Below are 14282 nucleotides of genomic sequence, written 5' to 3'. Positions count from 1 at the left end.
CCATAATGGTCAAATTAAGGGTTGCGTTCCTTTTAAGGGAATCAGAACTTTATGCCCTGCGGCAGATATCCCTTCCGGATTTAGTGCAGCCGTATTAAACAACAGGTATGTATCGCATTAAAACGAAGTATTTCTTATTATTCCTGGTAGCTGTCGCCACGTCAAATACATCTTTCTCCCAACTCCCTGATCTGCAGTTGAACAGGATGCTGCAGCAGGTAAGCGGATCCGTTACTTTTTTGCAAAGACAATATAAGGGCACCGACCTGGTGACTGAAAATGTTTTTCGCTCCGGCGAATTGCCGGGTAATTGGAAACTTGAGATGAAAGCCGATCCGGTGAAAGGATGCAGCGATGCGATAGATGTGGAGGCTACTTTCAGGCTGGCAGCAGGACAGGCAACTTCCACCGCCGTGGCAGTGAAGTTTGATTTTAGTAACTGGAGTGCTGCCAATTATGTGCTGGTGCCGGCGTCGCTTTATAACGGCAACCGCTATCGCTCCATAGGAGACGGTTATAATCCCGGTTATCCGCGTGATATGTATTATAATCCGCAGGTTCCGCTAACGATTTCAAATAACCCCCGTTTGTCGGTAGAACAGGATAAGGTTTCCCTGGTAGCGTTACAAACAGGGAATATGGCTACTCCCGCCGTTTGCTTTTTTTCTCCGGTAACACAAACGGGCTTTATCCTGTTAACAGAACAACAAACAAAATGGGGAAACAACGGGGTTACCATTACGGAGAATGCCCATAAAGATCAGTTGTCTTTTGACATTTCAGCACCCGCCATCCGTAAACTGGCTGCGGGCTTCGGCGACTTCCATCTGAGCGGGGACAAGGCGCCGGATTGGAAGGCCGGCGATGAAGTATCACTACGCTTCCGGCTGTATGTGTTTAAAGCAACGGATATCCCGGCTTTGCTTACAAAATTTTTTAAAGTACGGAAAGATATTTCCGGTCCTTCTATTCCCCGGAACCTGGTACCTATGAGCAAGTTGCTGGAGCTGGGCACGGGCATATGCAGCAGTAATTTTACACAACAGCAGATTGGCAATTATTATAAACCGGAAAACAACAACGACTTCCAGCTGGGATGGGTAAGCGGTATGATTAACACCTACCCGATGTTGTCGCTGAACGATGAGAAGGAACGCAAAAGGGTAGGCGAGGAACTTGATTTTGTAGTGCGCAGATTGCAGGGTAAAAGCGGCTATTTTTATGGAGGCATAAAATCAACCGGGGAAATTATCGGGGAGAAGATGTCGCCCGATTTCCCGGAAGTTCAGGCAATGGTGAGAAAGAACGGAGACGCTTTGTTTTGGTTGATGAAGCACTTGTTGTTGTTCAGGGCAAGCGGGCATGCTGATATGATTAACAAAGATTGGGAAGATGCAGCTATAAAACTGGCTGCTGCTTTTGTAAAAACCTGGGAGAAGGATGGTCAGTTTGGCCAGTATATAGCGCCGGAAACGGGCAGGATTGCGGTATTCAACTCTACTGCAGGCGCCATTGCCCCGGCGGGCCTGGCCCTGGCAGCGCACTATTTTAACAGGGTCGGCTGGATGAAAACAGCAGCAGCCGCAGCGGATTATTACTACCGGCGCGATGTGGCCGGACAGGGGCTTACCGGCGGCGATTGCGGGGATATTTCGCAGGATGCCAATTCAGAATCAGCTTTTGGATTCCTGGAGTCTTTAATGGCATTATATGATTATACAGGCGATCGCAGGTGGTTGTCGATGGCCGAAGTACAGGCCGCTCTTTGCGGTACCTGGACACTGTCTTACGCACCGGTTTTTCCTCCGTCGAGCACCATCGGGAAATTACAATGCAATATGACGGGAGCCGTTTGGGCCAGCATACAAAACAAACATGCAGCACCGGGTATCTGCACTTCTTCCGGCGACTATCTTTTCAAGTTGTTCAGGGCTACCGGAAATTCATTGTATGCTGATTTGATCAGGGACATCCAGCATGCGCACACAGAGGCCGTTAACATGCCAGGGCATATTACCAGCAATTATCTCATAGGCTCTTCTATGGAGCGTATTCAGCCAAGCGATGCAGAAGGGAAGGAGAGCATTGGAAATTTTATACATACCCGTAACTCCTGGACAGAAACCAACGGCATGCTGATGGCACTTGAACTGACAGGTATTTATGTGATCAGCGACAAATCCAAATGCTATGTTTTCGACCACGTGGAGGCTACAATCATTAAGAAAGATAATAAGGAACTGGTGATAGAGGTATACAATCCAACAGCGTATGATGCCAGCGTGGCCGTGATGTCGGAAACCAGTGCGGAGGCTAAGCATCCTTTAGGTTACACTGCTTTTCTCCGTTGGCCGAAAGTACCGGTGAAGGCGGGCGGGAAGACTATGGTGCGTATTTCGGGCAGGGAGGTTAGATGGTGAATCCGGTGTTGAAGGCATGAAACCTCTTAGTAATTAACGTTAGTACGGGACAAAAGAGCGGGTAAACAAAGAACATAGGATAACGGTTAGTATTTATTAAATAAATAAGAACGTTATGGAGCAAGAAATTAAAAATCATCCGGTAGTTTCAGAAGAGGAGTGGCTGAAAGCCCGTATTGCGCTGCTGAAGGCAGAGAAGGAGCTTACCCGGCATAGCGACGAAGTGGCGCGGCAGCGTCAGCAGTTGCCCTGGGTGAGGGTGGATAAGGAGTACATTTTTGATACAGATAACGGGAAGGCGTCGCTTGCTGATCTCTTTTGCGGGCGGTCGCAGCTGCTCATCTATCACTTTATGTTTGGGCCGGAGTACGAAGCGGGGTGTCCGTCCTGTTCGTCGATAGCAGACGATTTCAATGGTTTCGCGGTTCACCTGGCTCACCACGACGTAATGCTCGCGGCTGTATCGCGGGCGCCGCTGGCAAAGCTGAAGGAATACAAGCAACGGATGGGCTGGCGTTTTCCCTGGGCCTCCTCGTTTGGAAGTGATTTCAACTACGATTTCAAGGTTTCATTCACGGAGGAGGAGCAACGTTCAGGGGCGGTGGCATATAACTATCGTACAGGAAACGTAAGCTCACGTGCCAATGAAATTGAGGCGTTGCAGGAAGCACCGGAGGCCGGAAAGAAGATTGCTGCCACCGTGGGCACAGACTGGCCTACCTATACCCGTGAAGCGCCGGGCATGAGCGCCTTTGTGCTGAAAGACGGGGTTGTTTATCACACGTACTCCACCTATGAGCGCGGACTCGACGGACTTTGGGGGATGTATCAGTGGCTGGACCGTGCGCCGCTGGGCCGTAATGAAACCGGGAATACGATGTGGTTCCGCCGCCATGATGAGTATGGGGATAAGGGGAAAGCGGGGAGCTGCTGTGCTTAAAAAAGGCCGGCCAGATCAAACACCGGCCAGCCCTCTCTTACATGTAAATACTATTAAGCAGCAGGTTCTTCCACCGTTGCAGTTGGAGCATTGTTCTTAACGGAAGCAATGCCGCCATCGCGGCCGGAAGTACTCTCGTACATTTCACTGGTACCAATAATTTGTCCGTTTGCGGCCTTGAGATTAAAATAATGTTTTCCATTAGTGGAAGTCTTTTTGTCGAACCGTTCATCGATCTGGGAATTGGTTCTCACAGACTCGATGCCGTTGTCGCAGCCTGATCTGGCGGCATAACCTTCGCTGGCAAGGATTACTTCACCATTACCTGCTTTTAATTTAAAACGGAATTCACCGTTGCTGCTTTTGGAGACAACAAATTTACTCATAGGAGATTATTTTAGTGTGCCGGAAGTTACTTAATAAATCCCAAAATGAACGATCCCGCATTTTAAGAAATGGCTAACGTTATTTACGCTTTTCTTCAATTTTATATAACCCTGCACCGTGACTGGCAATAACCGGTGAAAAAGTGCCGGAGAAGCTGCCGGCGGGTTTTCCCGACCAGAGGTCTATGATTTTGCAGGAGCCGGTAATTCCTAAAGTGCCCAGGTCAATTGGAATAGTCGCGTTGGGTGTTGACGGCTGATCCGCGGTATTAAATACGGCCAGGTATTTGGCGCCGGTCGCGGGATCTTCTGCCATCCAGGCGGCTTTATCATCTTCCGTAAAAAGAGGGCGGTTGCCGGTGCTGGTGTTTAATACTTTCAGTACGTTTTTATTGGTGAGTAAGGAAAGTGTAAAAGGATCGTTGTCAGGCAGGTTGCCGCCAAACATCAGGGGCGACTTAAAAATGGACCATAATGTTATCAGGGTGTATTGCTCATCTTTTGTGAACCCGCTCATACAGGGATGCCCTCTTTCCGCACGTATCCCGATACGGCCAAGCGGCAGCATATCCCCATCAGGGTAGGCGCCGGGCGCTCTCCGTTTATTCCAGCGCTCAAATACCTGGAAGTGTTCCTTTAACTGTTTCCAGTTATCCCAGAAATCGCCTACAGTCCGCCACATATTGGCATACTGCTGAACATGAGCTGCATGGTCAATGGGCGTTTCGCCGGGAGAGGTGCTTAAAACTATTTTTCGCCCGTCGTTTCCGTAGATAATCAGGCCGACTTTGTTAATATCTATATCTATGTACAGAGCAGGCAAAGAATCTGCCGGTGTCCAGATTGCTTAAGCACCTCAAAAAAGCTTCATAGCTATTTTTCAAGAAAGTTTCGTGACCTGCCCTAAGGCTGATCTTCTCCGGTATACCAGGGATCATTTCATTATCTTCATACCCAGATAAATCAGCGCGGCAGTCGTCTATGAATTTTTTCGAGACATCAGGATATTTAAAGACAATCACCTATGAAACAAAATATTTCGTAACTTTATCGTTTGAAACATCGATAAATGTTGGTAAGTACTTTTATTTAATTGAGTCAAATATTATCAACGCGATTTAGTATGTAACCGTTTTTGACTATTGCTATGCCCATAAATTATATCAATACTCCCAATGGGATTGTTGGATTCACACAAAAGAATTACGAAGCAAAATGGCATAGTCATTTTTATATTGAAGTAGGTTTTGCTTTATCCGGGTATTTGAATATTAAAACCGTCGAAAAAGAATACCGGAATGTTAAATCGGTTATATTAAATTCAAATCTGAAACATAGTTTTGATTGTTTGAATGGCGAATGTCAATTGTATTTCCTTGATCCAACCAGTATTGAAGGCCGTCAAATTCTGGAAGAGTTTTTGCACGATCAACAAATTCTAATTGATGAGATGTTTTCCATTGAATTATTTAAAAGAAAATATCTATCAGAAAGTAATGAGAAGTACATCATTGATAGTAGGATCGAAGAGAGAATCGGTTTTTGTCTAAAATGGATTGAAACAAATTATTCAAGGGAAGACATTAACGTTGCAATGATTTCAGAAATAGCGTTATTATCTAACAGTAGACTAGCTCATATTTTTAAGGAACAAATAGGTAGTTCAATTCATCAATATATTTTATGGAAAAAAGTAAAGGAGGCTACTTTACTGTCGCAAAAGGGCATTTCACTTACGAGATGTGCACACGCCCTGGGATTTACTGACTCTTCTCATTTCAATAGAACATTTAAAAATATGTTTGGGACCTCTCCTTACTTCGCGCTGAAAAAACTTTGCTAATTTAATTTCAAAACTGCAATGAACCGCGACCGATTATGTCGGGTGAGCTTATAATGCCATTGCTAAAAGCGGTCAAAAAAGGTATCCATTGATTTAACAACAGAATTTAGAAATTAGCAGAATTGTACAATTTTTCTAATTTTTTAATTTCCAATTTTGCTTTCAGTAAAAATGAAGCCAGAAGATGCGGTTCATAAAATAAAAAGCTGCTGTAAGTCTTCTTGTTCAAAAAAAAACAGAATGCAAAGAGAAACTAAACAAGAAAAATCCGGGATTGACGAGACTGCTCTAAGTTGGAAAACTCGATTATTAATATCCATATTCAGGATTTTCCGAATTAAACAGAGAAAAGCATCAGTTACGGCGGTCAAGAACCGCTTATCTAAATTGGAGCGCAACCCCGCATCTTATGAACCTAAAGGTTTAGGTTCCGGACTTGAGGTAACTCTGAAACATATTGATGGGTGGCCTGTTTACTATACCAATCCTTCCTCAGGGTCTGATAATCGCAATTATGTTGTCTTCCTCCATGGTGGCGGGTATATCGATGAAATTGTACCTGGTCATTGGAAAATTATTGGAGAACTGACTCGAAAGGCGAATGTGCGATGTGTTATCCCTATTTATCCTTTAGCCCCCAAGGCAACGGCCAATGATGTTGTTCCTGGCATGGGAGAATTAATGCTGAAACTATTAGATGAGGTTGGATTAGCGAAGGTGAGTATTGTAGGGAATTCTGCCGGAGCAGCACTGGCTTTAGCAACATCACAATGGCTTCGGGATCGTCATTCTCGTCAACCAGATAAATTAGTCTTAATATCAGCTGGGCTGGATGCTTCTCACATTAGTCACGAGCAGCGCATAATCGCTGAGAAAGATCCTTTGCTCGATATTGATGGGGCACTCTATGGAGCAAGTCTCTATGCTGGTGATTTAGATATAAGTCATCCTTTTATCAGTCCCTTAAATGGAAACTTTCACAAATTACCACCCATGCTTGTGTTTTCAGGTACACTAGATTTTCTCTATCCAAATAGCATCGAATTAAAAAGGAAGGCTGAATTAGCTGGTGTAGCTGTTGACCTACATCTAAAGAAAGGACAACCTCACAATTATCCTGCATTCCCCACACCAGAGGGACGGGAAGCTCTTAGAATCATAATAGATGCTGTTTGTTAAGTTAATTAAGTAAAAGATATGCCTAATTGAGGGGGCGCTAAAAGTGGTTCTTCCTCACCCACTTAAAGTATTCAGTAGGAATTGATGTGTCAAAAGATTCTCTCCATTGTTGTCTGTCAGTTATTGATGAGGAACAATGTGTTTCAGTTAAGGCAAGTCATCTATTCGCCATTACCCAAAAAGGCTTCATTGCTCTATTATCCTGGGCTATAAAAAATAAGAAATAGTATTTACCATTGGTTTTTGTGATGGAAGCCACTGGAATTTACCATGAACAATTAGCATGGTACTTATTTAAAGCTAAACAAACGGTAAGCGTGGTCTTGGCCACAACTGCTAAACGCTATCTCCAGGGAAATGGCTCAAAATCTAAAAATGACATTATTGATTCGAGAGGATTATCGAGGATGGGGGCAGAGAAAAAATTGGTTGTATGGGAGCCGCTTTCAGAAGAAATATACATTCTGCGAGCCTATACCAGGCAACATCAGAGTTTGAACGAATTACATACCTCAACCAATAACCAGCTACATAGCATTAAACACTCCCAGAATCCAAGTAAGGTAGTAATTAAGCAACTGCAAGCATCCTGTCGACTCATCAAAAAACAAATAAATGAGTTAGAAGCAGCTATTAATGACCTGATTAAAAATGACGTCAAACTTAACAGAAAGAGAGAATGCATATGTAGTATTAAAGGGATATCAGATCTTACGTTCGCTGTTATAATTGCAGAAACAAATGGGTTTGCACTTTTTACAAATATTGCCCAAGTGATAAGCTATGCCGGCCTTGATGTTATTGATAACCAATCTGGAAAACACATAGGACGAACAAGAATCTAAAAAGAGGGAACCCCTAGAATTAGAAGAATACTTCATATGCCTTCCTTAGTGGCAACTAGATCAGACCAGCCACAATTCTGGGATTTATATAATCGGGTTTATGAGCGTACCCGTATTAAAATGAAGGGTTACGTTGCCGTACTGTATATTTCAGCGAAAGTGGTTCTTCCCCAATTTTGGTGGTTTTCCATGATAAGTCTGGTTGTTATTCGTTAAGAAATAATGAATCTTACCAAATTGATTTTCTCATCAATTGATCCCTTTAAAGTAGTTTCAGTAGATAACCAGGCCGACTTTGTTAATATCTATGTACAGAGCAGGCAAAAGATCTGCCGTTGTCCGGATTGCCTAAGTCCTTCAAAGAAACTCCATAGCTATTAAACGTCAAATGTATGGAAGAGCAAGCTTCGATTTACTCAGGAAAAAATTAGTATTAGCACCGGATTGACCACCAAAATTGGGGAAGAACCGTGTTGTCCGAATAATATCGTGGTAAGGATGATAAGCGCAGTTAATCGCATCATGGTAATAAATCTCTATGTTGTTATGAATAAAGTGGAATCTGACTATTGAGAGCTGAAAATAATCATTTTGAATAATAATTGTCAATTTAACACTTTATTTTAAAAGAACCGGGAGATCCCTTTCAGGGAGATTTATTTGTCCGGGGATGAGATGATGGTAAAATAACAGAAGCCAGGTGAGCCGGAATGGAAAATGCGGTGTGGAAAAAACGGTGTGAAAGCGTATATATTCTTTACTTTTACAGTAATCTATCTCCCCGGATTGCCGCAGGCGAAATATTATTTACATAAAATAATAAAACCAAAACAATGGCAACAACAAACATCTATCTCACCTTTAATGGTAATTGCGAAGAAGCATTCAATTTTTACAAATCCGTATTTGGCGGAGAGTTTAGCCACGTTGCGCGGTTTGGCGAAATGCCGCCGGACGAAAGCTACCAGGTTGCTGAAGCAGAGAAGAATAAGATAATGCACATATCGCTACCCATAGGAAGTTCGGTGCTAATGGGCAGTGACACAGGAGAACAATGGGCTACCTCTTTTGCGCAGGGTAATAATTTTTCGGTGTCTGTTTCGGCAGATAGTAAAGCAGAGGCAGAAAAACTGTTTAACGGACTGGCGAAATACGGGCAAATAACCATGCCGCTGGCCGATACCTTCTGGGGTTCTTATTTTGGAATGATTGTAGACCAGTTTGCTATTAATTGGATGGTAGGTTTTGATGATCCATCTAAAGAAAAAAAATAAAGGAAAACCAGCCTAGTCTATCACGTAGGCACTGGCTGGTTTACTTTCCTGCAGCTCCTGCGGAATTTGCGCCTGTTCAAAGATGGAGTATTCAATGTTTCTGCAGATAGTATTTAACGGCAGGTCATTTTCTTCTTCTCCAAACGGTTCCCCTATCTCGTAAATGATAGCATCCAACGCTATAAACGTATAGCTGATCAGCAACACAATGATAGGCATCATCCACCCTAAAATATCCACCAAACCAAAAGGTAACCAGAAGCAATAAAAGTAAACTGTACGATGTAATAACACACTATATGCAAATGGCAATGGCGTATTGGAAATCCTTTCGCATCCGCCAATTACCTGCGACAACTGGCTAAGATGATTATCCATAGCAGCCAGCATAATAGTATCAATATGTTTCTGTTTGTTTTGTTCGCTGATCCATTGTCCGATGAAATCAAGGATAATAACAGGAGGATGTTTTTTGTCTTTCAGATAATTTACCTGTTCGGCAGATAGCAAGCGGGAAAGATGTTCTGCGCCGGACTTGTTTCTCAACTGGTAATTAAGCGACCAGCAGAAGGCTGCCAGCATTTTGGTGAAAGCTATTTTACTTTCATCAGGCGCGTTAACCAATGTGGATGCCTGGCGTGTTAAAGACCTGCATTCTATCAGTAATGCCCCCCACAGCTTGCGCCCTTCCCAGTACCGGTCGTAGCTGGCGGTGTTACAAAATCCCATGAAAATGGCTAAGGCCAGGCCAATTAATGTAAAGATGGTCGGGTTAAGATGTACCTTGTGATAATATATTATTCCGTCGAAATAAAGGATAACGAGGGAGAATACAGCAATAATTGACAGCTGGACAGTGATTTTCTTGAGCACAGAGCCTTCCCATATAAATAACATTCTGAGCCAATTGGCGCGCTGTCTTATGATCATTTTTTATTTTTATACAGGCTTTTAAAAATGAATTTCAGCCGGAGAAATTCTGATCTTTATTGTTTTATTTGCCATGTCCCAATTCACGCCGGAGTTGTTTTACTTCATGCTGCAGATCATGGACGCGGTTTAGTAAATGGGTGATGGCTTCTATGCCTTCCAGGTTGATGTCCATGTCGTAGTGCAGGTGCACGAATCTCTCAAGATCGGCCAATTGGTCGTAATCAATAAAATATTCCTCTTCTGTTTGCGTCAGCGTTATCAGGCCATAATCGTTTAACGATTGAACAAAGGTTGTTTCAATCTTATAATAAGTGCAGCATTGCTCTACAGATATATTTTTTGAAGTGTCCATAACTACCTTTTTTGGCGCTCTTCAGCAAGTTCTTTAAATAATTCTTTTTCTCTTTCTGTCAGGTTCTTTGGAATTTGTACCTGGTAGGTGATGTAGAGATCTCCGAATGTTCCTTCCTGTTTATACACCGGGAATCCTTTCCCTTTTAAACGCACGCGGGTGCCGCTTTGCGTTTCAGGGGCCACCTTTAGTTTTACTTTTCCGTCCAGCGTATCGATGGTTTCCTCTCCGCCCAGGAGGGCCTTGTAAAGATCCAGGGGGATATCGGTGTAGAGGTCGTTCCCTTTGCGCACAAAGGCCGTATCGTTATGGATCGCAAAAGTAATATAGAGATCGCCGTTGGGGCCTCCGTTTGCGCCTGGCGCGCCGAAGCCGGCAATTTTTATCTCCTGTCCGTCTTCGATCCCTGCGGGGATGGTGATCCGTATATTTTTTCCGTTGACCGTAAATGTTTGCTTGTGGGTTTTGTAGGCATCCGACAAATTCACCTGCATGGATGCGCGGTAATCCTGTCCTTTAAAGCGGGCCTGCCGGCCGCCTGCTCCGCGGTTGCCGAACATGGAGTTGAAGAAGTCGGAAAAGTCGCCGTCTTCTTCATTGAACGATTGGTATCCGCCGCTGCCACCGGCTCCAAAAGGGTTGCCCCTGGCGCCTCCCGAAGCTTGCTGCTGCCGGCGCGCTTCTTCAAACTGATCGGCATGTTTCCAGTCGGCGCCGTACTGATCATACTTCTTCCTGTTTTCAGGATCACTTAATACTTCATTCGCCTCGTTGATCTGCTGAAAAGTTTTCCCGGCCTGCGGATCATTCGGGTTTAAATCCGGGTGATGCTTACGCGCGAGTTTCCGGTATGCCTTTTTTATGTCTTCCGGAGAAGCATCTTTGGGGACGCCCAGAATCTTATAGTAATCGATATAATCCATTCCGTTTAAATATTACTTATTGATAGATAAAATCATGCTGCGCCATCTGCGGTATACTGCTTCAGCATGTCCATCGACGGAGCAAAGAAGAGACTGCCGGTATGGGCCGTACTGAAATCGAGGATCCGGTCGTAATTGCCTGCCGGAACGCCGATAAACATTCGCTCCAGCATTTTAAAGGTGGTACTGAACGTGTTTGCATATGCGATAAAGTAGGTGCCCACTTCATTTTTGCCGGGGTTGCCAAAAGGCATGTTGTCCCTTACTATTTTCAGCTCATTCCCGTTATCGTCATCCAGGCTGGCTAAGGCGCTATGGGAGTTATCGGGCTTTACATCGTCGGGCATCTCTATATCGCTGATCTTATAACGGCCAATTACTTTCTCCTGGTCTTCGGTAGAGAGCTTTGTCCACCCGTTCATATTATGCAGGTACTTCTGCACAAAAAGATAGCTTCCGCCTTTATAAACCGGATCTTCATCACCCACCAGGGCAAAGTGCTGCCGCTCGTTACCGATGGGGTTTTCCGTGCCATCCACAAAGCCCAGAATAGAACGGCCATCCCAATACCTGAAGCCATGTACTTCTTCCAGGCAATCGGCCACCGGTGATAACACCGCTGTGATAGCAGTAAGCATGTCAAAGCAAATGGACATATCAGTTGACCGGAGATGAAAATGCAGATCTCCCGGAGTGGCCACTGCCGTATGTTTTGAGCCCGCCACCGGTTCAAAATTTCTCAGCTCTTTCGGGATGGGCCGGGGTAGGGATAGCTTCAGCCATGCTTCGTATCCAACCCCCATTACGCAGGTGGCGCGCCCACCGGGTGCCCGTATAATAAAGGTATGATTAAGATTGGCTACCAGGCCGCAAAGCTGTTCAAAAACAGGTTTTATTTCCGCTCCCTCCTTAAACTTCCAGACGGTGAAGATGGTGTTATTGTTGGGGTAATCGGTAACATTCTGCGATTCATGGTGTATTGCTCTGCTCATATTTATTTAGTTAGGCTATTGGAATTTAATAAATTATGTTAACTGACTTCTTTTCAAATTTAGGAGATGTTGCAGATAGCAACTATTGCGTGGTGATTTGATGAATAATATTCGTCAATTTTTTCACCATTTTCAACAGCTTTCTAAACAAATCATCATCCGATAGTTGTTTATTATTGTAACGGAATTTAATGCATTTTCAGCTATTCTCCTGTATATAACCAGTTGCTGTTTTTTTTATTCAAAAAAAAAATTTAATGCTATGGGTAAAATTATTGGGATTGACCTGGGAACCACCAACAGCTGTGTTGCCGTAATGGAGGGCAACGAGCCGGTGGTTTTAGCCAACGATGAGGGACGCCGTACCACCCCATCTGTTGTTGCATTTCTGAAAAACGGGGAACGTAAAGTAGGTGATCCCGCTAAAAGGCAGGCGATCACCAATCCCCAAAACACGATTATTTCTGTAAAGCGTTTTATGGGCCGTAAGTATGATGAAGTACAAAGCGAGCTTTCACATGTCAGTTACAAAGTGGTGCGTGGCGACAATGATACCATCCGTATTGACATCGACGGCCGTTTGTATACCCCGCAGGAAATTTCTGCTATCATCCTCCAGAAAATGAAAAAGATAGCGGAAGACCACTTAGGCCAGGAGGTAAGCGAAGCCGTTATTACAGTACCGGCTTATTTTAATGATGCACAGCGCCAGGCGACTAAAGAAGCGGGTGAAATAGCCGGTTTAAAGGTACGGCGCATTGTAAATGAGCCTACCGCTGCGGCGCTGGCGTATGGGCTCGATAAAGGCGACAGAAATCACAAGGTGGCGGTGTTTGACCTCGGAGGCGGCACCTTCGATATTTCCATCCTGGAACTGGGCGACGGTGTATTTGAAGTAAAATCCACCAATGGAGATACCCACCTGGGAGGAGATGATTTTGATAAAGTTATTGTAGACTGGCTGGCAGATGAATTTAAGAAAGATGAATCCATCGATCTCCGGAAAGACCCGATGGCGCTGCAACGCCTGAAAGAAGCGGCAGAAAAGGCCAAGGTGGAATTGTCGTCCGCCACAGAAACGGAGATCAACCTGCCGTATGTTACCGCTGTGGATGGCGTGCCCAAACACCTGGTCAGGAAACTAACCCGCGCAAAATTTGAGCAGCTGGCGGATAGCCTTTTCAGCCGTTGCTTAAAACCTTGTGAAACAGCCCTGAAAGATGCGGACCTGAAGCCTGCTGATATTGACGAAGTGATCCTTGTGGGCGGTAGTACCCGCATTCCAAAGGTGCAGGAGATCGTGGAAAAATTCTTTGGCAGGAAGCCCAATAAAAGCGTGAACCCGGATGAAGTAGTAGCCATCGGGGCGGCGATCCAGGGAGCGGTATTAACCGGTGAGGTGAAAGACGTATTGCTACTGGACGTTACCCCGCTTTCTTTGGGGATTGAAACAATGGGTGGTGTAATGACCACGCTGATCCCATCCAATACCACCATTCCCGCAAAAAAATCGGAAGTGTTTTCAACTGCCGCCGATAACCAGCCCGGTGTGCAGGTGCATGTATTGCAGGGCGACCGCCCATTGGCAAAGGACAATAAAAGCCTGGGAATCTTTAACCTGGACGGCATCCCACCTGCTCCGAGAGGAATGCCCCAGATTGAAGTGGCATTTGATATTGATGCAAATGGTATTCTGAACGTAACCGCTAAAGATAAAGGCAGTGGCAAAGAACAAAAGATACGGATAGAAGCGGGCAGTGGATTAAGTAAGGAAGAAGTGGAAAAAATGAGAGCCGATGCAAAGGCAAATGAAGCGGCCGATAAAATAGCCAGGGAGAAAGTTGAAAAAATGAACCAGGCCGATAGTCTTATTTTCCAGACAGAAAAGCAGTTGAAGGAGTATGGAGACAAAATTCCGGCAGATAAGAAAGAGGCCATCACCGGCGCCGTAGCGGCATTAAAGTATGCGCATGAACAACAGGACATTCCGGGCATCGACCGGTCTATTAACGACCTGAACACGGCGTGGACGGCTGCCAGCGAAGATATGTATAAAGCCGGTCAGACCGCTAATGAGAGCGCACAAACCCATGCGCAACCGGCGGGTGGAACGGAAGATGTTACAGACGTACCTTTTGAAGAAGTGAGATAGTTCTTTATCATAAAACAGCAAAGCCCTGGAGTAATTCCAGGGC

At 44.7% G+C, this 14282-nt stretch carries 13 protein-coding genes; 7 read left to right on the top strand and 6 right to left on the bottom strand.

All coding sequences use genetic code 11. The annotated features are described in order from the left end of the window. Nucleotides 1-107 precede the first annotated feature (107 nt). Both PV783_RS19755 and PV783_RS19750 read left to right on the top strand, forming a co-directional pair. Nucleotides 108-2420, top strand: a complete 2313-nt coding sequence (locus PV783_RS19755; protein WP_420989280.1) for a hypothetical protein — start codon at nt 108-110, stop codon at nt 2418-2420. Between the two features lie 115 nt (nt 2421-2535). Further along, nucleotides 2536-3360, top strand: coding sequence for a DUF899 domain-containing protein (locus tag PV783_RS19750; protein ID WP_420989279.1), 825 nt, complete (start codon nt 2536-2538; stop codon nt 3358-3360). A 53-nt stretch (nt 3361-3413) separates the two neighbouring features. Here PV783_RS19750 and PV783_RS19745 read toward each other — a convergent pair whose 3' ends face one another. Both PV783_RS19745 and PV783_RS19740 read right to left on the bottom strand, forming a co-directional pair. Further along, nucleotides 3414-3746, bottom strand: a complete 333-nt coding sequence (locus tag PV783_RS19745; RefSeq protein WP_111580206.1) for a YegP family protein — start codon at nt 3744-3746, stop codon at nt 3414-3416. A 79-nt stretch (nt 3747-3825) separates the two neighbouring features. Beyond that, nucleotides 3826-4569, bottom strand: a complete 744-nt coding sequence (locus tag PV783_RS19740) for an alpha-galactosidase (protein WP_420989278.1) — start codon at nt 4567-4569, stop codon at nt 3826-3828. Between the two features lie 312 nt (nt 4570-4881). On the opposite strand from PV783_RS19740, the gene PV783_RS19735 reads away from it, so the two are divergent. The 4 genes from PV783_RS19735 to PV783_RS19720 all read left to right on the top strand — a co-directional run bounded on the left by PV783_RS19735 (nt 4882) and on the right by PV783_RS19720 (nt 8887). Then, complete coding sequence (locus PV783_RS19735; protein WP_420989277.1) at nt 4882-5589, top strand: helix-turn-helix domain-containing protein; 708 nt, start codon at nt 4882-4884, stop codon at nt 5587-5589. Between the two features lie 171 nt (nt 5590-5760). Continuing rightward, nucleotides 5761-6768, top strand: a complete 1008-nt coding sequence (locus tag PV783_RS19730; RefSeq protein ID WP_420989276.1) for an alpha/beta hydrolase fold domain-containing protein — start codon at nt 5761-5763, stop codon at nt 6766-6768. Between the two features lie 248 nt (nt 6769-7016). Continuing rightward, the gene (locus PV783_RS19725) at nt 7017-7613 is read left to right on the top strand and encodes an IS110 family transposase (RefSeq protein WP_420990654.1); all 597 of its coding nucleotides are present in this window, start codon (nt 7017-7019) and stop codon (nt 7611-7613) included. Between the two features lie 833 nt (nt 7614-8446). Continuing rightward, nucleotides 8447-8887 carry a VOC family protein gene (locus PV783_RS19720; RefSeq protein WP_420989275.1) on the top strand — a complete coding sequence of 147 codons (441 nt, stop codon included), beginning with the start codon at nt 8447-8449 and terminating at the stop codon, nt 8885-8887. Between the two features lie 12 nt (nt 8888-8899). Here the strand turns inward: PV783_RS19720 and PV783_RS19715 are convergent, their stop codons facing one another. The 4 genes from PV783_RS19715 to PV783_RS19700 form a co-directional block, all read right to left on the bottom strand. Then, on the bottom strand, nt 8900-9817 hold the full coding sequence (locus PV783_RS19715) for a bestrophin family protein (protein ID WP_420989274.1): 918 nt from the start codon (nt 9815-9817) through the stop codon (nt 8900-8902). Nucleotides 9818-9881: 64 nt separating this feature from the next. Beyond that, on the bottom strand, nt 9882-10172 hold the full coding sequence (locus PV783_RS19710) for a chaperone modulator CbpM (protein ID WP_111580208.1): 291 nt from the start codon (nt 10170-10172) through the stop codon (nt 9882-9884). A 2-nt stretch (nt 10173-10174) separates the two neighbouring features. Further along, nucleotides 10175-11095 (bottom strand): DnaJ C-terminal domain-containing protein, encoded by a 921-nt coding sequence (locus PV783_RS19705; RefSeq protein WP_420989273.1) that lies wholly within the window; start codon nt 11093-11095, stop codon nt 10175-10177. 32 nt (nt 11096-11127) lie between these two features. Further along, on the bottom strand, nt 11128-12087 hold the full coding sequence (locus tag PV783_RS19700; RefSeq protein WP_420989272.1) for a Dyp-type peroxidase: 960 nt from the start codon (nt 12085-12087) through the stop codon (nt 11128-11130). 262 nt (nt 12088-12349) lie between these two features. Between PV783_RS19700 and dnaK the strand changes: the two genes are divergently transcribed. Next, on the top strand, nt 12350-14239 hold the full coding sequence (dnaK, locus tag PV783_RS19695) for a molecular chaperone DnaK (protein ID WP_420989271.1): 1890 nt from the start codon (nt 12350-12352) through the stop codon (nt 14237-14239). The last annotated feature ends 43 nt before the right edge of the window (nt 14240-14282 follow it).

It is taken from the genome of Chitinophaga sp. CC14 (genome assembly GCF_048957795.1).
GTDB lineage: Bacteria > Bacteroidota > Bacteroidia > Chitinophagales > Chitinophagaceae > Chitinophaga > Chitinophaga ginsengisegetis.
The sequence above is the reverse complement of the archived record's forward strand: the minus strand, read 5'-3'. Positions and strand labels throughout refer to the sequence as shown.

Coding starts and splice junctions, on each gene's coding strand:
- PV783_RS19755 (WP_420989280.1), top strand. CDS start 108: ATGTATCGCATTAAAACGAAGTATTTCTTATTATTCCTGGTAGCTGTC.
- PV783_RS19750 (WP_420989279.1), top strand. CDS start 2,536: ATGGAGCAAGAAATTAAAAATCATCCGGTAGTTTCAGAAGAGGAGTGG.
- PV783_RS19745 (WP_111580206.1), bottom strand. CDS start 3,746: ATGAGTAAATTTGTTGTCTCCAAAAGCAGCAACGGTGAATTCCGTTTT.
- PV783_RS19730 (WP_420989276.1), top strand. CDS start 5,761: ATGAAGCCAGAAGATGCGGTTCATAAAATAAAAAGCTGCTGTAAGTCT.
- PV783_RS19725 (WP_420990654.1), top strand. CDS start 7,017: ATGGAAGCCACTGGAATTTACCATGAACAATTAGCATGGTACTTATTT.
- PV783_RS19720 (WP_420989275.1), top strand. CDS start 8,447: ATGGCAACAACAAACATCTATCTCACCTTTAATGGTAATTGCGAAGAA.
- PV783_RS19715 (WP_420989274.1), bottom strand. CDS start 9,817: ATGATCATAAGACAGCGCGCCAATTGGCTCAGAATGTTATTTATATGG.
- PV783_RS19710 (WP_111580208.1), bottom strand. CDS start 10,172: ATGGACACTTCAAAAAATATATCTGTAGAGCAATGCTGCACTTATTAT.
- PV783_RS19705 (WP_420989273.1), bottom strand. CDS start 11,095: ATGGATTATATCGATTACTATAAGATTCTGGGCGTCCCCAAAGATGCT.
- PV783_RS19700 (WP_420989272.1), bottom strand. CDS start 12,087: ATGAGCAGAGCAATACACCATGAATCGCAGAATGTTACCGATTACCCC.
- dnaK (WP_420989271.1), top strand. CDS start 12,350: ATGGGTAAAATTATTGGGATTGACCTGGGAACCACCAACAGCTGTGTT.